The 17,485-nt window shown below is 72.2% G+C and carries 16 protein-coding genes; 8 read left to right on the forward strand and 8 right to left on the reverse strand.

Annotated elements, in window-relative coordinates:
- The first annotated feature begins 40 nt into the window (after nucleotides 1–40).
- Nucleotides 41–880, forward strand: coding sequence for a hypothetical protein (locus ACTWPP_RS11280; protein ID WP_443104132.1), 840 nt, complete (start codon nucleotides 41–43; stop codon nucleotides 878–880).
- Here the strand turns inward: ACTWPP_RS11280 and ACTWPP_RS11285 are convergent, their stop codons facing one another.
- Complete coding sequence (locus ACTWPP_RS11285; protein WP_443104133.1) at nucleotides 881–1,792, reverse strand: LysR family transcriptional regulator; 912 nt, start codon at nucleotides 1,790–1,792, stop codon at nucleotides 881–883.
- A gap of 72 nt (nucleotides 1,793–1,864) precedes the next feature.
- Here ACTWPP_RS11285 and ACTWPP_RS11290 point away from each other — a divergent pair, with 72 nt between their 5' ends.
- On the forward strand, nucleotides 1,865–3,046 hold the full coding sequence (locus tag ACTWPP_RS11290) for a M24 family metallopeptidase (protein WP_443104134.1): 1,182 nt from the start codon (nucleotides 1,865–1,867) through the stop codon (nucleotides 3,044–3,046).
- A 12-nt stretch (nucleotides 3,047–3,058) separates the two neighbouring features.
- A complete protein-coding gene (locus ACTWPP_RS11295) occupies nucleotides 3,059–4,246 on the forward strand; it encodes a mandelate racemase/muconate lactonizing enzyme family protein (RefSeq protein ID WP_443104135.1) in 1,188 nt (395 codons plus the stop codon).
- Between the two features lie 7 nt (nucleotides 4,247–4,253).
- On the opposite strand, the gene ACTWPP_RS11300 is transcribed toward ACTWPP_RS11295, so the two are convergent.
- A complete protein-coding gene (locus ACTWPP_RS11300; RefSeq protein WP_443104136.1) occupies nucleotides 4,254–4,658 on the reverse strand; it encodes a glyoxalase superfamily protein in 405 nt (134 codons plus the stop codon).
- Nucleotides 4,659–4,799: 141 nt separating this feature from the next.
- Here ACTWPP_RS11300 and ACTWPP_RS11305 point away from each other — a divergent pair, with 141 nt between their 5' ends.
- Nucleotides 4,800–6,152 (forward strand): hypothetical protein, encoded by a 1,353-nt coding sequence (locus tag ACTWPP_RS11305; protein ID WP_443104137.1) that lies wholly within the window; start codon nucleotides 4,800–4,802, stop codon nucleotides 6,150–6,152.
- Between the two features lie 6 nt (nucleotides 6,153–6,158).
- On the opposite strand, the gene ACTWPP_RS11310 is transcribed toward ACTWPP_RS11305, so the two are convergent.
- The 3 genes from ACTWPP_RS11310 to ACTWPP_RS11320 form a co-directional block, all read right to left on the reverse strand.
- On the reverse strand, nucleotides 6,159–7,454 hold the full coding sequence (locus ACTWPP_RS11310; RefSeq protein WP_443104138.1) for an MFS transporter: 1,296 nt from the start codon (nucleotides 7,452–7,454) through the stop codon (nucleotides 6,159–6,161).
- On the reverse strand, nucleotides 7,433–8,653 hold the full coding sequence (locus tag ACTWPP_RS11315) for a glycosyltransferase family 4 protein (protein ID WP_443104139.1): 1,221 nt from the start codon (nucleotides 8,651–8,653) through the stop codon (nucleotides 7,433–7,435). Before ACTWPP_RS11315 ends, ACTWPP_RS11310 begins: the two co-directional genes overlap by 22 nt.
- A 97-nt stretch (nucleotides 8,654–8,750) precedes the next feature.
- The gene (locus ACTWPP_RS11320; RefSeq protein ID WP_443104140.1) at nucleotides 8,751–10,388 is read right to left on the reverse strand and encodes a GMC oxidoreductase; all 1,638 of its coding nucleotides are present in this window, start codon (nucleotides 10,386–10,388) and stop codon (nucleotides 8,751–8,753) included.
- Nucleotides 10,389–10,561: 173 nt separating this feature from the next.
- Here ACTWPP_RS11320 and ACTWPP_RS11325 point away from each other — a divergent pair, with 173 nt between their 5' ends.
- A complete protein-coding gene (locus tag ACTWPP_RS11325; RefSeq protein WP_443104141.1) occupies nucleotides 10,562–11,653 on the forward strand; it encodes an NAD(P)H-dependent amine dehydrogenase family protein in 1,092 nt (363 codons plus the stop codon).
- The gene (locus ACTWPP_RS11330) at nucleotides 11,650–12,129 is read left to right on the forward strand and encodes a carboxymuconolactone decarboxylase family protein (RefSeq protein ID WP_443104142.1); all 480 of its coding nucleotides are present in this window, start codon (nucleotides 11,650–11,652) and stop codon (nucleotides 12,127–12,129) included. Before ACTWPP_RS11325 ends, ACTWPP_RS11330 begins: the two co-directional genes overlap by 4 nt.
- Nucleotide 12,130: 1 nt before the next feature.
- On the opposite strand, the gene sigJ is transcribed toward ACTWPP_RS11330, so the two are convergent.
- A complete protein-coding gene (sigJ, locus tag ACTWPP_RS11335) occupies nucleotides 12,131–13,033 on the reverse strand; it encodes an RNA polymerase sigma factor SigJ (RefSeq protein ID WP_443104143.1) in 903 nt (300 codons plus the stop codon).
- A gap of 162 nt (nucleotides 13,034–13,195) precedes the next feature.
- On the opposite strand from sigJ, the gene ACTWPP_RS11340 reads away from it, so the two are divergent.
- Complete coding sequence (locus ACTWPP_RS11340; RefSeq protein WP_443104144.1) at nucleotides 13,196–14,662, forward strand: MFS transporter; 1,467 nt, start codon at nucleotides 13,196–13,198, stop codon at nucleotides 14,660–14,662.
- 319 nt (nucleotides 14,663–14,981) lie between these two features.
- Here the strand turns inward: ACTWPP_RS11340 and ACTWPP_RS11345 are convergent, their stop codons facing one another.
- Entirely contained in the window at nucleotides 14,982–15,911 is a 930-nt protein-coding gene (locus tag ACTWPP_RS11345; protein ID WP_443104145.1) for a hypothetical protein, read from the reverse strand.
- 44 nt (nucleotides 15,912–15,955) lie between these two features.
- Between ACTWPP_RS11345 and ACTWPP_RS11350 the strand changes: the two genes are divergently transcribed.
- Nucleotides 15,956–16,792 carry a 2,3,4,5-tetrahydropyridine-2,6-dicarboxylate N-succinyltransferase gene (locus tag ACTWPP_RS11350; RefSeq protein ID WP_443104146.1) on the forward strand — a complete coding sequence of 279 codons (837 nt, stop codon included), beginning with the start codon at nucleotides 15,956–15,958 and terminating at the stop codon, nucleotides 16,790–16,792.
- On the opposite strand, the gene ACTWPP_RS11355 is transcribed toward ACTWPP_RS11350, so the two are convergent.
- Nucleotides 16,782–17,459 (reverse strand): 4'-phosphopantetheinyl transferase family protein, encoded by a 678-nt coding sequence (locus ACTWPP_RS11355; protein ID WP_443104566.1) that lies wholly within the window; start codon nucleotides 17,457–17,459, stop codon nucleotides 16,782–16,784. The genes ACTWPP_RS11350 and ACTWPP_RS11355 overlap by 11 nt on opposite strands.
- Between the last annotated feature and the right edge of the window lie 26 nt (nucleotides 17,460–17,485).

Here is a 17,485-nt window from a genome sequence, read left to right on the forward strand (position 1 = left end):
TCCTGCTGGTCGTCGCGGCCGGCTCGTTCAGGATCACCGAATGAAGGGCGGCCCGGCCGCCGCGGTCGTCCTGCTTCTCGCGGTGGTGCTGATGACCACGCCCACCGGCAGAACCGGCTTCGGCGCGCTCTCGGACGCGGGCGGGGGGCCGTCCGCTTGGACTGCCTCGCTCCTGGCGGGCGCATGGCTCGCGGCTGCGGCGTTCGGTACCTGGTTCGGGACGGTCCGGACCAGCCGCGGTGAGGGCGCCGAACTCTCGACGAGCATCTCGGCCGTGCTGGTCGCGCTCGCGGTCGTGATGGCGGGCCTGCTGGTCTCCTTCGTGACGGCGGGGGACTGGTCGGCGGGCAGCGCCCTCCTCGCCATGATCGCCATCGCGGCGGCGTCGCTCGCCGGGACCGGCGCCGGCCGGGTGGCGGTGCCGCGGCCGTCCCTCGAACCGGTCGTCCTGTCCGCCACCGCGGGGTTGCTGCTCGCTCTCGCCGCCCGGTTCGTGCTGGCCCGGACGCTCGCCCCGGACATGCTGATCGGTCCCTCCGGCGAAGTGACCACCGGTGCGATGGACGCGCTCGGCGATCTGGAGCGCTGGTCGCTCGTGGCGGTCGGCTGCTCGGCGGGTGCGGCGGGCGTGCTCGGGGCGCGCCTGATGCCGCGCGGCCCAGGTTCGCTGACCGGTCTGCTTCTGGTGGCGGTGTCCCCGCTGCTGCTGAGGGCCGCCGGTGCCGGCCTGGGGGCGATCTGGGCGGGCACGACGGTCTGGACGGCCGTTCCCGAGCGGGAGTGGATCTATCTCTGCGTCGGCGGTGCCGCCGGCACACTGGTCGCCGCCGTCGTCCCCGGCCGCCCACGGGTGCCGGGACGCCCTTCCGGGCAGTGGTGATCAGTCCGATGGGGCCAGGGAGCGGGCGGCCTGTTCCAGGGCGGTCGTCACGGCGGTCACGCGGGGGTCGCGGGCGCCGCCGGTGCGGACGGCCACCGAGACGGTGCGGGTCAGTTCCAGGCCGCTGACCTGCGACAGCCGAACGTGGGAGGCGAGAGGTTCGGTGACCAGGCGGGGCAGGAGGGACACGCCGATCCCGGCCTCCACCAGCGACATGATCACCGTGTAGTCGTCGCTGGTGTAGTCGACCCGGGGTTCGAAACCGGCGGCCTGGCACGCCCGCTCCAGGACGGTGCGCAGGGCGGCGTCGCTGCGTGGGGCGATCCAGGGCTGGGCGCTCAGGTCGGCGAGTTCGGTGCGGTCGTCGGGCGCGTCGCCCGGCGGGAGCGCCGCCAGGACGGGTTCGCGGAGGAGGGGTTTCAGCTCCACGCCCTCGTCCCGGATTCTCGGAAGCAGGTTGTACTCGTAGACCAGGGCCACGTCGCAGGCGTGGTGGCGCAGTGCGGTCACCGACTCGTCCGGTTCCGACTCGTCCAGGAGGACGCGGAGGTCGGGGTGTGACGCCCGGCAGGCGGCGACGGCGGGGGCGGCCAGGGCGACGGCGGCGCTGGGGAACGCGCTGAGCCGGACGGTGCCGCGGATCTCCCCGGTCAGGCCGGCGATCTCCGCCTGTGCCCGTTCCAGTTCGGCCAGGACGCGTTCGGTGTGCGCGACGAGCACCCGGGCCGCCTCGGTCAGGACCAGGCGGCGGCCGTCCCGGAGCAGGAGCGGCGTCCCGACCTCGCGTTCCAGCAGGGCGAGCTGCTGGGAGACGGCCGAGGGGGTGAGATGGCAGGCGTGGGCGGTCGCGGCGATGGTGCCGTGCGCCGCGAGATCCCGCAGCAGCCGTAGCCGCCGCACCTCGTAGACCATGTAGCAACGCTAACGGCGGACATCGGAAAAGATCGCTGGTCGTGGGCCGAACGCGCGCCGCACACTGGCGCCATGACAGCCGAACCGTCCATCGCCACGGAGCCGCCGCCGCTTCTCGCCGTGCCCGAGCAGGAGTACCGGGTGCGCGCCGCGCGGCTCCGGCGGGCCATGCGCCGGCGGGGCCTGTCCGCCGTGGCGCTGACCAGCCCGGAGAACCTGTACTACCTGCTGGGCCTGGATCACCTGGGGTACTTCGCGTTCACCATGGTCGTCGTGCCGCCGCACGGGCCGCCGGTGCTCGTCGCCCGGCGGATGGAGCGGCACACGCTGTCGGCGCAGGTCCCGGGGGCGCGGCAGGCGCTGTACGGGGAGGGGCAGGACCCGGCGCGGGCGGCGGCCCGGGTGCTGGCCGGCGTCACGCCGCCCGGTTCCGTGATCGGGGTCGAGGAAGGTTCGATGACGCTGCCGCCGGCGGTGCTGTCCCGGGTCCGGGCGGCGCTCCCGGACCGGAGGTGGTCGGACTGCACGGCGCTTCCCGCCCGGCTGCGGACGGTGAAGTCGCCGTCCGAGGCCGCCCTGGTGCGGCAGGCGGCCGTCATCTCGGGGGCCGCGATGCGCGCGGCGGTGGACGCGGCCGGGACGGGCGTCAGCGAACGCACCGTCGCGGCGAGGGCACAGTGGGCGATGACGGACGCGGGCGGGCACCAGCCGGGTTTCGTGCCACTGGTCCGCTCGACCGAGCGGCTCGCGCAGGAGCACGTCACCTGGAGCGAGCACCGTCTCGGACACGGTGAGGGGCTGTTCGTGGAGCTGTCGGGCTGCGTGCACCGCTATCACGCGCCGATGAGCCGCACCGTGTACTGCGGAGAGGTCCCGCCGGACGCGGAGCACGCGGCCGAGGCCGCACTCGCGGGGCTGCGGGCCGCCCGCGCGGCGCTCGTGCCCGGCACCGTCACCGGCGCCGTCTACGCGGCGTGGGCCGGGGCGGTCGCCGCCGTCACCGGGCGGCGGCCGCGCCGTCACCACTGCGGCTACCTCACCGGCATCGGTTTCCCGCCGAGCTGGGTGGGCGGCGGGCCGGTGCCCGGCATCCGCGCGGGCGGGCGTACGCGGGTGCGGGCCGGCATGGTCTTCCACCTCATGTCGTGGGTCGACCGGCCGGCCGGGTACGTGATCTCCGATACGGCGCTGGTGCTGCCCGGCGGCGCCGAGCTTGTCACCGACGCTCCCCGGAGCCTCGTCGTCCAGCCCTGAACGGAGCAGGCCATGCGCATCACCGCAGTTCGCGCCACCCCGGTGGCCGTCCCGTACCGCTCCGACGAGGTGTGGGCCTTCGGCCGGCGCTCCGGGCTCGTGTCCGTCCTCGTCGAGGTCGACACCGACGAGGGGCTGACCGGTCTCGGCGAGGCCGCCGCGTACCCGTCCGCCGACATCGTGCTGGGCGCGCTGCGCAGCGTGGAGCCGCTCGTCGTGGGCTCGGACCCGCTGCGCATCGAGCAGCTGATCCAGCGCATCGACGTCGTCGGCACCTGGCATCACATCGGTGCGAGCAGCCCGGCCGCCGCGGCGGTGGAAACGGCGTGCTGGGATCTGCTGGGCAAGTCGTGCGGCCGTCCGGTGGTGGACTTCTTCGGCGGCCGCTTCCGCGACGAGGTCGAGTTCTTCCACTACGTGGCCGCGGGCGACGCGGCGGACGTGCGGGACGAGGGGCGGCGCGCGGCGAAGGCCGGTGCCCGGGTCTGCTACCTCAAGGTCGGCGCCGACTCTCTCGACACCGACGTCGAGCGCGTCGCCGCGCTGAGGGACGGCGCCGGCCCGGCCATGGGCATCCGGGTGGACGCCAACGAGGCGTGGTCGCCGGGCGCGGCGATACGCGCGGTGCGGGAGCTGGAGGAGTACGGCCTGGAGATGGTCGAGCAGCCGGTGTCCGGGCGGAACCTGCCCGAGTTGGCCTATGTCCGCGGCCGCCTGGACACCCCGCTGCTCGCCAACGAGTCCTCATGGACGCGTTCGGACCAGCTCGCCGTCCTTCGGCACGGCGCCGCCGACGCGCTCTCGGTGGACCAGCAGATGGACGGCGGCCTGCTCAATCTCAAGCGCTCGGCGGGCATCTGCGCCGCCGCCGGCCTCCCCGTGGTGAAGCACAGCCTCGGCGAACTCGGCGTCGCGGTGGCCGCCGCCGTCCACGTCGTGGCGGCGACGCCCAATTTCCGCTACCCCAACCAGGGCTACGGGGCGCTGCTGACCGATGACGTGGTGCGCGGCGCGTTCGGCGGCCCGCTGGACAACTACCGCGATGGGCGCCTTCCCGTGCCGGACGGTCCCGGCCTCGGCGTCGAACTCGATCCGGAGAAGGTCGCCCGCTACGCCGACCTCTACCGCACCTCCGCGGCGGACTTCACCTTCCACGACCCGCGCGCGCTCCTCGCGGCGCCCGCCCTCCCGAAGAGGTGAGGCGGGATCACGGCTGCTGGATGTTCCAGCCGTTGCCGTCCGGGTCCTTGAAGAAGACGAATCGGCCCCACGGGAACTCCTGCACGTCGCTGACCTCGACTCCCCGTCCGGCCAGTTCGGCGCGGGCGGCGTGGGCGTCCTCGACGACCAGTTGCAGGCCCTGGACGGAGCCCGGGGTCATGTCGGCTCCGAGCCCGGTGCCGATGGAGATCGAGCACGCCGAACCCGGCGGTGTCAGCTGGACGAAGCGGATGTCCTCGTTCACCTGGTGGTCGTGGTCGGCGTTGAAGCCGACCTTCTCCGTGTAGAAGGCCTTCGCGCGGTCCACGTCCGAGACGGGCACCGTCACCAGTTCCAGCTTGAAGTCCATGGCGTGATCTCCCTCGCTGATCTCGTACTTCGTCTTGATCAAGCATCTCATCGCGGCCGCGCCACCTCGGCCGCGCCTCCCGGGCCGGCCGGAGGCCGGGTGGCGAGGCCGGATGTGGTCTTTTCCATTCCACAAACCGACCGGACGGTATGTAATGCGTTGGATCTCTGCCAGAGGAGCATCATGCGCATCAGAGCCCTCATCGCACTCACCGCCACCGTCCTCGCCCTGGTCGTCCCGCTGGGCGTGGCGGGGACCGCCCATGCCGACCGGACGCCGGGCGACCAGCCGCTTCCCGGGTACACGATCGAGAATCCGCCGCTCCCGCCCGCCCAGGTGGACGGAGAGCCGACGCGGGTGTCGCAGGGTGTGCACCGCCATTCCGCCTACATCATCGAGGTGCCGCCGGACTGGAACGGCAAGCTGGCGCTCTACGCGCACGGGTACGCCGGTCAGGGGTACGTGCTGAGGGTCGGGCCGCCGCCGTTCGGGCTTCGGCAGCGGCTCCTCGACCAGGGGTACGCGTGGGCGGCGTCGTCCTACTACCGCAACGGGTACGACGTCCGGGCCGGTGTGCTGAGCACACGGGACGTCGCCGAACTCTTCACCGACAAGGTGGGACGGCCGAAGCAGCGCCTCATCGTCGGTGTTTCGATGGGCGGCCACGTCATCGGGCGCTCGATCGAGCAGTTCCCCCGCTACTACGACGGCGCGCTGCCCATGTGCGGGGTGCTCGGCGACCATGAACTGTTCGACTTCTTCCTGGACTACAACCTCGTCGCCCAGGATCTGGCCGGTGTCCGCGAGTACCCGGTGACGGACGAGTACGCGACCGTGACCGTCCCGAAGATCATGGAGGCCCTCGGGCTGACCGGGCTGACGCCGGGCGGCCCGGACACCACGAACGAGCGCGGGAAGCAGTTCCGCTCGATCGCCGTCAACCGGACGGGCGGGCCGCGTCCCGGCGACGAGCAGTCGTTCGCGTTCTGGAAGGCCTTCCCGTTCACGCTGGCGGCCCCGTCCGCCCCTGACGCCACCCTGGCCGAGAACCCGGACCAGCTATCGACCAACCTGTTCACCCGGTACGAGCCGAACGAGCCGGTCGACGTCAACGCGAGCGTGCAGAGGGTGCGGCCCGAGAACCTGCCGGCGCGGTTGTCGAACCGGCTCTCCCAGATCCCGCGCATCAACGGACGGCCGGGGGTTCCGGTGCTGAGCCTGCACGGTCTGGGGGACATGTTCGTCCCGTTCTCCATGGAGCAGATCTACGCCTCCGAGGTGGCGCGGCACCACCGTTCGCGGCTGCTCGTGCAGCGTGCCATCCGCACGACCCAGCACTGCGAGTTCTCCGCCACCGAGGTGGGGACGGCCTGGGACGACCTGGTCCGCTGGGTCGGCACCGGCAGGCGCCCGGCCGGTGACGTGACGACGAAGCCGCGGGTGGTGGCCGATCCCGGCTACGGGTGCCGCTTCAGCGACCGCGCCGCCTACGACGCCGGTGCGGGCACCCGGCGGCTGTACCCCGCCTGCCCCTGACGCCGGTCACGCGGGTTCCGGCTCCCGGCCGGAGCCCGCGCCGGACCTTCGGATGAGGAGCGTGCCGGCGATCACGATCAGGCCGGAAAAGGCCAGCACGAGCCGCGCCGGTGCAACGCCGAGCGGGGTCGGGTCCCAGTGTCCGAGCAGGTCGGCCGCGGCGCCGGACAGCAGCGCGGCGAGCGCCAGCCCGAACCGCAGGACGGCGTGGAACGCGGTGAGGGCCAGGTTGCGGCGGTAGCCGTCCAGGCTCTCCTGCAGGTAGGTGATGGCCCCGACGAGCGCGGCGGTGGCGGCGCCGCCGAACAGCACGGCGCCGAGGAACGACCAGGTCGTCGAGGCGAGCAGGCCCATCGTGGCGATCACCGCGCCCTGGAGCGCGGTCGCCGTCCGGATCTGCGTCATCAGGTTCCACGTCCCCCGCCGGACGATCACCAGGCCCATGATCGCGCCGATGCCGAACAGCGCCACCAGCCCCCCGAACCCGACCGCGCTCGCGTCCAGGACGTTCCGGACGAACACGACGCCGAGCGAGAACAGCGCGCCCAGCCCGAGCGCGACGACCGCGACGCCGGGCAGCACCCCGCGCACCACGGGGAGCCGCAGCGCGTCGATGAACCGTCCCTGCTTCGCCTCCTGCTGCTCGGTCCGCCGCTCCCCGGACGCGGGGCCGAGGTCCGGGATGGACCGGATCACGAAGTAGGACACGAGGTAGGTCAGCGCGTTCAGCCAGAACACCACGACATAGCGCCAGTGGCCCTCCCAGCCCGCGTTGTTCGACAGCCACAGCAGCAGCCCGAACAGCCCCGCGCCCACCGGGATCATGCCGTAGGACGTGGCCATCGTGATGCCGTTGGCGACCTCCAGCGTGCCGGTGTCGTGCTCCTCGCCGTCCTTGCGCCGGCTCTCGTCGCGGTCGTCGATGAGGTAGGGGATGGCGGCGTCCCGGGCGGGGAGGAACACCAGCCCGACGACCTCGATGGCGAACGCCCAGAAGTACACCCACCACAGCCACGGCAGGACGGGCAGCGCCAGCGCCATGCCGATGCGCACCAGATCCGAGTTCATCATGACGCTGCGCCGCCGCCACCGGGTGACGATCCGCGCCGCCACCGGCGCGCCCAACGCCGAGGGCAGCAGGCGCAGCACCAGCACGCCGCCGACCGCCGTCGTGGACCCGCTCAGCTCCAGCACGAAGTACATCAGGGCGAGCGTGCCCATCCAGTCGCCTAAGGAGGAGACCGTCTGCCCCACCATGAGGCGCCGGAAGTCACGGCGGTTCAGCTGCTCCTTGAGTCCCATGTGGGGCTCACCCTCCGTGCCGCGTCCTGAAGCCGCGTCTCCGGCCGGGCCGCCGGTCCGGCGGGTCCGGCGGGTCCTGCGGGTTCGGCGGGGGCGCCGCGGAGGAGGTCGGCGAGCCGGGCGGCCGCGCGGTCCCAGTTCCACTCGTCGCACACCCACCGGCGGCCCGCCTCGCCCATGCGGCGGGCGCCGCCCGGGTCGTCCAGCAGCCCGTTCAGGGTGCGCGCGAGCGCGTGGCGGCTCGCCGCGTCGATCACGGTCCCGGTCCGCCCGTCGAGGACGGACTCGGGGCTGCCGCCCGACCGGCCCACCACGACCGGCAGCCCGGCCGCCGACGCCTCCAGGACCGACAGGCCGAGGCCCTCGACCTGCAGCCCGCGGCGCTCGTCCCGGCACGGCAGGACGAAGGCGTCCGCGGCGGCGTAGTAGCGCGGCAGGTCGGCGGCGGAGACGGGCCCGGTCAGCGTGACGGTGCCGGGGGCCAGCCGCGTCGCCTGGTCGGTGAGCCTCCGCCGCATCGGCCCCTCGCCGACGATGACCAGCCGGGCGTCCGGGTGCCGCCGGACGACCTCGGGCCAGGCTTCCAGCAGCCGGTCGTGGCCTTTGCGGCGGACGAGGCGGGAGACGCTGACGACCACGGGCCCGTCCCCGAGCCCGTGCCGGTGGCGCACGGCCGCGCCGTCCAGCCCGGGACGGAACCGGACCGGGTCGACGGCGCCGGCGAGCTGCACCAGCCGTGTCCGGTCGCCGAGGATGCCGGCCATCTCGTCGCGGCTCAGCGCGGTGAGGAAGGTGAGGGCGTCGAAGGCGCGGGCCACGGCCCGGAACGCGCCGCGGGTGGGGGCGGCCCGGAACCAGCCGAGTTCCTGGCCGTGTGTGGAGCCGATCAGCCGTTTCACCCCCGCCGCCTTCACCAGCGGCGCGTACATGGCGAACGGCGCGGCGGCGGGGATCCAGCCCACGTCCGTCCCGTGCTCGGCGACGAGCCGGCGGAGCCCGCGGAACAGCAGGTAGCCGTGCCGCCGCACGACGGGGAAGTCCAGCCGTACGTCGAACTCGGCGGCTCCGGGCCAGGCGGGCGCGACCACCAGCAGCCGGTCGGCGGGAAGCCTGCGCACCAGTTCCCAGGTAAAGGTCTGCACCCCGCCCGGCTCCGGTGGGAAGTGCCCGGTGAGCACGAGGGTCCGGGGAATGTCCATGTGGACCCGCTTCCCCGGCAGCGGCGGGCCATTCACCGGACGTCCGGCCACACGCGCCCGTGGCCGGACCGTCGTCAACGCGTCGGCAAAGGAACGGTCACAGATCGGTCGTGATGATCTTTTCGATGTTCCGCTCGGCGAGGGCGGTGATGGTGACGAACGGGTTGACGCTGGTGTTGCCGGGGATGAGCGAGCCGTCGATGGCGTACAGGCCGGAGTAGCCGTGCAGGCGGCCGTAGTTGTCGGTGGCCTTGTTGAGGACCGCTCCACCGAGCGGGTGGTAGGTGAGGTGGTCGCCCCAGATCTTGTAGGTGCCGAACAGGTCGGTCCGGTAGATCGTCCCTTCCTTCCGGTTGATCTTGTCGAAGATCGACTTTGCCATGTCGATGCCCTGCTGCTTCCACGCCGTCTGCCAGTTCAGGTCGACCCTGCCCGCCCCGGCGTTCCAGGAGAAGGCGGCGCGGTGCGGGTTCTTGGTGATCGACAGGTAGAACGAGGCGTAGGTCTCGATGCCGGTGGGCAGCGGCGCGACCTCGGCGAACGCCCCGCCGGCGTCCCAGTTGTCGATGCCGGCCGTGGGGATGGACGACTGGAGCCTGCCGGTCGCGTCCCACATGTGGTTGGCGCGGCCGCACATGACGTTGCCGTTGTCGCCCCAGCCCTTGCCGACCTCGTTGTTCAGGTTGGGCAGCGCGCCCGTGGCCTTCAGCTTGACCAGCAGTTTGCTGGTGCCGACGCTGCCGGCCGCGAAGAACACCCTGTCCGCGGTCACGGTCTTGGTGCCCGTGACGTCGCCGCCGGTGTTGAGCTGCTCCATGACGACCGTGTAGCCGCCGCCGGACGCCGGGGACACCGAGGTCACCCTGTGCAGCGGTGAGATGGTGATCCTGCCGGTGGCCTTGGCCTGGGCGAGGTAGGTCTGCTGGAGGGACTTCTTGCCGTGGTTGTTGCCGTAGAGGATCTCCGCGTCCAGCGCCGATCTGGGAACGTTCCCGGCCGCCTCCTGCTCCATGTAGCCGAAGTCGTAGACGTTGGGCACGTAGACGAAGTCGAAGCCCGAGCGCTGGGCGTGCTTACGTCCGACCCGGGCGTACTGGTAGCAGTCGGTGCTGTCGAACCAGGCCCGGTCGATCTGGTTGACCCCGAGCCCGGCGTTGGCGCGCGGGTAGTAGACGTTGTACATCTCGTTGGCGTCCACGGACGGGAGGACGTAGCCGAACCGGTCGCGCTGCGGGGTGACGGCCATCCCGCCGTTGACCAGCGAACCGCCGCCGACGCCGCGGCCCTGGTAGACGGTGATGCCGCTGAAGTCCTCGGCGTCCAGGATCCCGGTGTAGCGGGGGACGTTCTTGTCGAGCGGGAAGCCCAGGAAGTTGCTGAGGGGCTGCTTGGTGCGGGTCCGGAGCCAGTACGACCGGTAGTCCGGCGTCCTGGTGTTGGCGAAGATCTTTCCGTCCGAGCCGGGGGTGTCCCAGGCCATTCCCATCTCGATCATGTGCACCGGGACGCCCGCCTGGGCGAGCCGCAGGGCGGCGACGGAGCCGCCGTAGCCGGTGCCGACGATCAGTGCCGGGACGTGCGCCCCGTTGCCGATCGGTCCGGCGGCGGCGGTGGTCGTGGCGCGGGCGTGACCGGTGCGGCCCAGCAGGCCCAGCCCGACGATAGAACCGGTTCCAGCGAGGAGCGTGCGGCGCGAGATAGCGGTGGATGGACCGGCTGGCATGGAGTCAGCCATGTGACCTCCCTCACTCTGGACGAGATTGGAACAGGTTCTATATCGCTACGTGAGGGAAGTCACTACATACCTGAAGGTAACTTTTGTTCGATCACGCACCCGTAGCAACAGGTTACGGGCTGTCAACCAAATGCTTGCTTGGCAAGCGGGCGGCGCCTTGTTAGCCTCTGGCCATGATCTCCGCGGTCGTCTGGGGCACGGGCAATGTCGGCAGGCTGTCCATCCGCGCGGTGGAGGCCCACCCCGCGCTGAAACTCACCGGCGTGATCGTCCACGACCCCGGCAAGGACGGACGGGACGCCGGCGATCTCGGCGGCCTCGGCCGCCGCCTCGGCGTCGCGGCGACCACCGAAATCGACGCCGTCCTGGCCACCGGCCCGCAGGCCGTCGTATACGCGGCGTCCGGCGACATCCGCCCGGACGACGCCCTCGCCGACATCCTCCGCGCGATCCGCGCCGGCGCCGTCGTCGTCACCCCCGCCCTGTACGCGCTCTACGACCAGCGCAACGCCCCGCCCGAGATGCGGGAGGCGGTCCTGGACGCCGTCGCCGAGGGCGGCGGCTCCCTGTTCGTCTCCGGCGTCGACCCCGGCTGGGGCAACGACGTCCTGCCGCTGCTGATCAGCGGGCTCGGCGGCACCATCGACGTGATCCGCTGCCAGGAGATCTTCGACTACTCCACCTACGACCAGCCCGACTCCGTCCGGTACCTCGTCGGCATGGGGCAGCCGATGGACTACGAGCCGCCCATGCTCGCGGCGACCGTCCCGACCATGGTGTGGGGCGGGCAGATCCGCCTGATGGCCCGCGCCCTCGGCGTCGACCTCGACGAGATCCGCGAGACCGTGGACCGCCTCCCCCTCGACGCCACCGTGACCACGACGTCCATGGGCGACTTCGAGAAGGGCACCCAGGGCGCGGTGCGGTTCGAGGTACAGGGCATCGTCGAGGGCGAACCCCGCATCGTCATCGAGCACGTCACCCGCATCCACCCGTCCTGTGCCCCCGACTGGCCCTCGCCGCCGGACGGCGACGGCGCGCACCGCGTCGTCATCGAGGGCGACCCGCGCATCGAGGTCACGGTCGAGGCCACCGACGAAGAGGGAAACCGCGCCGCCGGCGGCAACGCCACCGCGGTCGGACGTCTCGTCGGCGCCGTCGACTGGCTCGTGGACGCCGAACCCGGACTCTACGACGCGCTCGACGTCCCCCTGCGTCCCGCCGTCGGCAAACTCGGAAAGACGACGGGAGGGACCGCGCCGTGAACATCGACGTCCCCGAGGGCAAGGACGCGATCGAGTACGTGTGGGGCGAGATGGTGCCCGGCATCGGCCCAGCCGCCGCGCACCTGTCCCTCGCGGTGTACGCGCACACCACCCTCGGCCTCCGCGAGTTCGAGGCCGCGCGGCTGCGCATCGCGCAGATCAACGGATGCGTGTTCTGCCTCGACTGGCGCACCGAACGCGACGGCCAGAAGGTCGAGGACGAGTTCGCCGACGCGGTGACCGAGTGGCGCACCACCGGCGCCTTCGACGACCGCACCCGCCTCGCCGCCGAATACGCCGAACGGTACGCCCTCGACCACCACGGCCTCGACGACGAGTTCTGGGACCGCATGACCGCGCATTACACCCAGCTCGAAATCGTGGAGCTGAGCATGTGCATCGGCTCGTGGCTGGCGTTCGGCCGCCTCAACCACGTCCTCGGCCTCGACACCATGTGCATGCTCCCCAAGCCCTGACTCACTCGTCCTCGATGCGGGCCAGCTTGTCGGGGTTGGCGACGGCGTAGACGCCCCGGATCCGGTCGCCCTCCGGCGCGAGGTCCAGGACCATGACGGCGAACGGCGCGTCGTCGTCGAACAGCACGGCCGACGGGTCGCCGTTGACGGTCCGGTAGCGGATGCCGAGGTTCTCGGGCCGGTGGCGCTTCGTGGTCCCCACGATGACACGCGCCACCCGGTCGCGGCCGTGCACGGGCCGCAGCATCGTCCCGGGCAGGCCACCGCCGTCCCTCCACATCGTCACGTCCGGCGCCAGCATCTCCAGCAGCGACTCCAGGTCGCCGCCGAGCGCCGCCTGGAGGAAACGCTCGGTCACCTGCCGCTGCACCTTCGGGTCGGCCTGGTAGCGGGGCCGCCGGGCGTGGACGTGCTCCCGCGCCCGGTGCGCGAGCTGCCGCACCGCCGACGGGCTCCGGTCCAGGATCGGCGCGATCTCGGTGTGCGGGTAGCCGAACACCTCGTGCAGGACGAACACCGCCCGTTCCAGCGGCGTCAGCGTCTCCAGGACGACGAGCAGCGCCATCGACACCGCCTCCGTCCGCTCCACCGACTCACCGGCGTCCGCGTGGCTCACGAGCGGCTCGGGCAGCCACGGCCCCACGTACGTCTCGCGGCGCCGGCTGATCAGCGCCTGCCGGGCGAGCGCGGTGTTGACCGCGATCCGCACCAGGTAGGCGCGCGGGTTCTCGATCTCCTCCGCGTCCTCGGCGCCGTTCCTGGACGCCCAGGCCAGCCACGTGTCCTGCAGGACGTCCTCGGTGTCGGCGACGCTTCCGAGCAGGTTGTAGACGACCGAGAACAGCAGCTCCCGGTGATCGGCGAACACCCGTGTCGCGGTGTCCTCGGCGGTGCCTTCGAGCATGTCTCGACCTCCTGTGCGCTCCCCCCTGAGAGACGAACCGCCACCCCGAGTGTGACATCCCGGCCCGAAATGTGATGTGGCCCTCATCCCCGGCCCCCGGTGTCACACTCTCCGCCCCCGGACCGCTCATTGGTCGCGAAAAGTTCGCAGAAGGGGGTCACCATGACGGATTCTCAGCCGTCCTTCCTCGCGACCGGACGCGGCAAGATCACCTTGACGCTGCTGTGCGCGATCGCGTTCCTGGACTTCATCGACGCCTCGATCGTCAATGTGGCGCTGCCCGCCATCCGCGACGACCTGGACTTCTCCGTCCGGGACCTCGCCTGGGTGCCGTCCGGCTACCTGCTCACCTACGGCGGGTTCATGCTGCTCGGCGGTCGCCTCGCCGACCTGCTCGGCCGCCGCCGCGTCGTCGTCGCCGGGACGGTGCTGTTCTCGCTGTCCTCGGTCGTCGGCGGCCTCGCGACCGCCCCCGGAGCACTGATCGGCGCACGGCTCGCCCAGGGCGTCGGCGCCGCGCTCATGCTGCCGGGCACCCTGTCGATCCTGACGACGATGTTCAAGGAGGGCGGCGACCGCGCCAAGGCGCTCGGCGTCTGGGGCGGCGTCGCCGGCGGCGCCTCCGCCGCCGGGGTGCTGCTCGGCGGCCTGCTGACCGAGGGACCGGGCTGGCGCTGGGTGATGCTGGTCAACGTCCCGGTCTGCGCGATCGTGATCGCCGGCCTGTTCCTCCTCGTCGAGGGCGACCGCCGCAGCGCCCGCCTGGCGAACTTCGACATCCTCGGCACGGTCCTGGTCACCGGCGGGATGCTCCTGCTCGTCTACACCCTGGTCAAGGCCCCGGACGCCGGCTGGGACACGGCGCGCACCGTCGGCGGCCTCGCCGGTTCCCTGGCCCTCCTCCTCGCCTTCCTCCTCAACGAGCAGCGCGGCCGCAATCCTCTCCTCCCACTGTCGATCTTCCGGATCAGGGGCCTCGCCGCGGCGGACGTCACCCAGCTCGTCGCCGTGGCGGGATTCCTGTCGATGTTCTTCTTCCTCAGCCTCTACATGGTCAACGTCCTCGGCTACTCGCCGCTCGAGACCGGATCGGCCTACCTGCCGCTCTGCGTGGGCGTCGGCATCGCCGCCGGCATCTCGACCAAGCTGATCCCCCGCGCCGGGACGCGGCCGGTGATGATCACGGGCCTGCTGCTGGCGGCGGCCGGCCTCTACCTCCTGTCGCGCATCCCGGTGGACGGCCACTACCTCACCGACCTGCTGCCCGGCCTGATGGTCACCTCGTTCGGGCTCGGCTTCGCGTTCGTGTCCGTCACCACGGCCGCCAACGCCAATGTCCCACCGGACAAGGCCGGTCTCGCCGCCGCGCTGCTCAACGCCTCGCAGCAACTCGGCGGCGCACTCGGCCTCGCGATCTTCTCCGCGGTCGCGGCGTCCCGCACCGACGGCCTGCTCGCCGACGGGACCCCGATCCCCGAGGCGCTGACCTCGGGCTTCTCCCGCGCACTCCTGGTCGGCGCCATCTTCCTGGTCGCCGCCGCCATCGTCGCCCTACGCGCCGCCAACACCAACGGCGAAGCCCAGGAGGTCCCTTCGGACCCCGCCCCCGAGCCTGTCCCGGCCAAATAGAGACCACGGCCCCCGACCGCCCTGCGCGAGGAGCAGCGGGTGGAGTACACCTCCGCCCAGGGCCCCAAGGGGGAGCAGGCCGAGCACGTCCGCGCGCTCTAAGAGGTCGTGGCCGTGACCGAAGCGGCCGTCGCATTCGCGAAGGAGCGATGAGCAGGTCTGAGACCTCGGCGCGCCACGCGAAGTGCGCAACCGAGAGGCGATCAAGGCGAAGGTGACCGCGTATTGCGCGGAGCCCGCTTTGACCGAGTCCCGCTCCGGATCGGAGCGGGGCTCGGCCGTTCTACGCCCGGCCGCCGGTCACTTGACGATGACCCGGTCACTTGACGATGACGTTGTCGTCGGGGGCCGACTCGTCCGGCGTCCAGCCGTCGTGGCCCGCGTCGGCCTCCCAGTGCTTGCCCGCGTAGCGGACCTCGCTGAGGCCGTACACCTGCGCGTGCGTCACCGCCCACGCCGCGACCGCCCAGCCCGCCCGCGCGTTGGTCACCTTCACCGCGTTCCAGGAGTCCGGACGTGATGGCGCGCCCGCCGTGAGGGGGCTCGGGCCGCTCACCCGGAGCCGTCCGCCGAACGCGCGGCGCATCTCCCGGATCGCCTCCGGGCGGCGGGACTCGGTCACCTTGTCGGGCGGGTACCAGCAGCGCGCGGTGCCCGGCTCGCGTCCCGTGAACGCCAGCGCGAGGACCTCGCCCTCGTCCTCGTGCTGGGCGTAGGCGCGGCCGTCGGCGCTGCGCTGCACCTCCTGCGCCGCGACGTGGAGCTCCTGGTCCAGGTAGCCCTTCACCTTGACCAGGGCGTCGAAGAACTTGCTGGTGGACTGGACGGGGTCGCGGAGCTTGTCGGGGGTGCCCCAGCCCTGCGACGGGCGCTGCTGGAACATGCCCACCGAGTCGCGGTCGCCGCCCGGGAGGTTGCGCATGTGCGACTCCTGGATCGCGGTCGCGTAGGCGATCACCACGGCCCGCTCCGGCAGCCGTTTGCGGAACGCGACGGCGGCGATCGTGGCGGCGTTCGCGCCCTGCTCCAGGTCGAGCGGCATCTTCCCGGCGCTCGACGTCACCTCGCAGCCGGACCCGTGCAGGTAGGGCCGGGCGCGCTGGAACAGCGCGTAACCGCCCACCGCCAGTAGCACCACGATGACCGACAGGCCCGCCGCCCAGCCCAGGCCGCCGCGACGGCGCCGCTTGCCGCCGCCGCCGTTCGCCCTCCCATCGGGGCGTGTCCTCAACCTCGCCCAAACAGCCACGCGAAGACGGTACCGGGAGATGGCCACCACTAAGCTCAGGAGGCATGACCGAATCGTTCACCAGCCCGATCTCCGGCGGCATCGACGAGCTGTGGGAGCGGCGCGCCGACCTCACTCCCGAGGACGCCGACGCGCGGGCCGCCATCGTGGCCGCCGTCGACCAGATCGACGCCGGCGAGGCCCGCGTCGCCCACATCGACCCCGCGTCCGACGAGGTGATCGTCGACGAGCGGGCCAAGCGGGCGATCCTGCTGAGCTTCAAGGTCCTCGGCATGGTGCGCTCCCAGGTCGGCGACTTCCGGTACCACGACCGCATCCCGCTGAAGAGCCGCCTGGACGGCGTCCGCGTCGTCCCCGGCGCGATCGCCCGCTGGGGCTCCTACCTGGCGCCCGGCGTGGTGCTGATGCCGTCGTTCACCAACATCGGCGCCTACGTCGACTCCGGCACGATGGTCGACACGTGGGCGACCGTGGGGTCCTGCGCCCAGGTCGGCAGGAACGTCCACCTGTCCGGCGGCGTCGGCATCGGCGGAGTCCTGGAGCCCCCGAACGCCAAGCCGGTGATCATCGAGGACGAGGCGATGATCGGCAGCCGCTCGATGATCGTCGAGGGGGCGCGGGTCGGGAAGGGCGCCGTCGTCGGCTCGGGGACGAACCTGTCGGCGTCCATGCCGGTCATCGACGTGGAGACCGGCGAGGAGATCAGCCGCGGCCGCATCCCGGACTGGTGCGTCGCCGTCGGCGGCACCCGCTCCAAGGAGTTCAAGGGCGGGACGTTCGGGCTCCCGGCGGTGCTCATCCTGAAGCGTCTCGAAGAGGGGCAGCGGCACGACAAGGCGTCCCTCAACGACATCCTCCGCGACCACGGCGTCAACACGTGACCTCGGTGATCTTGAGGGGACGGCCGGTGAGGACGGCGGCCGCGGCGGCGTAGCCGGGACCTGGGGTGAGGTCGGCCAGGCGGACGGGGGAGACCGCCGCCTCGCCGTCCCACGACAGGACCGCGGCGGGCTCGTCGGGCGCGGAGACGCGGATCGCCGTCATCGGGGCGGCCAGTCCGTGGCCCGTCGCCTTCAGCAGCGCCTCCTTGCGGCTCCAGTACGAGTGGAAGCCGCGCCTGCGGTCGGGCATGGCCGCGAGCGCCTCCCGCTCGGGGGCGGCGAGGACCATCTCGGCGAGCCGGTCGATGTCGCGGTCGCTCTCCCGCTCCACGTCCACGCCGACCTCGGCGCCCTCGGCGACGACGAGGACGACGCGGTCGCCGGAGTGGGAGAGCGAGAAGTCCACACCGGTCCCCGGGAGGCGCGGCTTGCCGTGGGCGCCGCCGCAGTGCCGGCAGTCGGTGCTGAACCGGACGTCCCGCGGATCCAGGCCCGTGACCTCGGCCAGAGTCGTCCGCGCGAGGAACCGCCCGGTGACGAAGCGGGCCTTGTCCTCCGCGCGGCGGAAACGCTCGTAGCGGTCGCGTTCCCCGTCGTCCAGGAGGGCGCGCATCCCGGGCTCGTCTGCGGGGACCGCCCAGTGGACGGCGCACTCCAGCACAGTCATGTCCACGACGCGATGATAAGACTTGA

It is taken from the genome of Actinomadura sp. 3N407 (assembly GCF_052245875.1).
Taxonomy (GTDB): Bacteria; Actinomycetota; Actinomycetes; order Streptosporangiales; family Streptosporangiaceae; genus Spirillospora.

Excerpts from the sequence above, each read along its gene's own strand:
- ACTWPP_RS11320 (WP_443104140.1), bottom strand. The coding sequence starts at position 10,388 with ATGGCTGACTCCATGCCAGCCGGTCCATCCACCGCTATCTCGCGCCGC.
- ACTWPP_RS11315 (WP_443104139.1), bottom strand. The coding sequence starts at position 8,653 with ATGGACATTCCCCGGACCCTCGTGCTCACCGGGCACTTCCCACCGGAG.
- ACTWPP_RS11355 (WP_443104566.1), bottom strand. The coding sequence starts at position 17,459 with ATGACTGTGCTGGAGTGCGCCGTCCACTGGGCGGTCCCCGCAGACGAG.
- ACTWPP_RS11310 (WP_443104138.1), bottom strand. The coding sequence starts at position 7,454 with ATGGGACTCAAGGAGCAGCTGAACCGCCGTGACTTCCGGCGCCTCATG.
- ACTWPP_RS11290 (WP_443104134.1), top strand. The coding sequence starts at position 1,865 with ATGACAGCCGAACCGTCCATCGCCACGGAGCCGCCGCCGCTTCTCGCC.
- ACTWPP_RS11340 (WP_443104144.1), top strand. The coding sequence starts at position 13,196 with ATGACGGATTCTCAGCCGTCCTTCCTCGCGACCGGACGCGGCAAGATC.
- ACTWPP_RS11325 (WP_443104141.1), top strand. The coding sequence starts at position 10,562 with ATGATCTCCGCGGTCGTCTGGGGCACGGGCAATGTCGGCAGGCTGTCC.
- ACTWPP_RS11305 (WP_443104137.1), top strand. The coding sequence starts at position 4,800 with ATGCGCATCAGAGCCCTCATCGCACTCACCGCCACCGTCCTCGCCCTG.
- ACTWPP_RS11285 (WP_443104133.1), bottom strand. The coding sequence starts at position 1,792 with ATGGTCTACGAGGTGCGGCGGCTACGGCTGCTGCGGGATCTCGCGGCG.
- ACTWPP_RS11295 (WP_443104135.1), top strand. The coding sequence starts at position 3,059 with ATGCGCATCACCGCAGTTCGCGCCACCCCGGTGGCCGTCCCGTACCGC.
- ACTWPP_RS11280 (WP_443104132.1), top strand. The coding sequence starts at position 41 with ATGAAGGGCGGCCCGGCCGCCGCGGTCGTCCTGCTTCTCGCGGTGGTG.
- sigJ (WP_443104143.1), bottom strand. The coding sequence starts at position 13,033 with ATGCTCGAAGGCACCGCCGAGGACACCGCGACACGGGTGTTCGCCGAT.
- ACTWPP_RS11350 (WP_443104146.1), top strand. The coding sequence starts at position 15,956 with ATGACCGAATCGTTCACCAGCCCGATCTCCGGCGGCATCGACGAGCTG.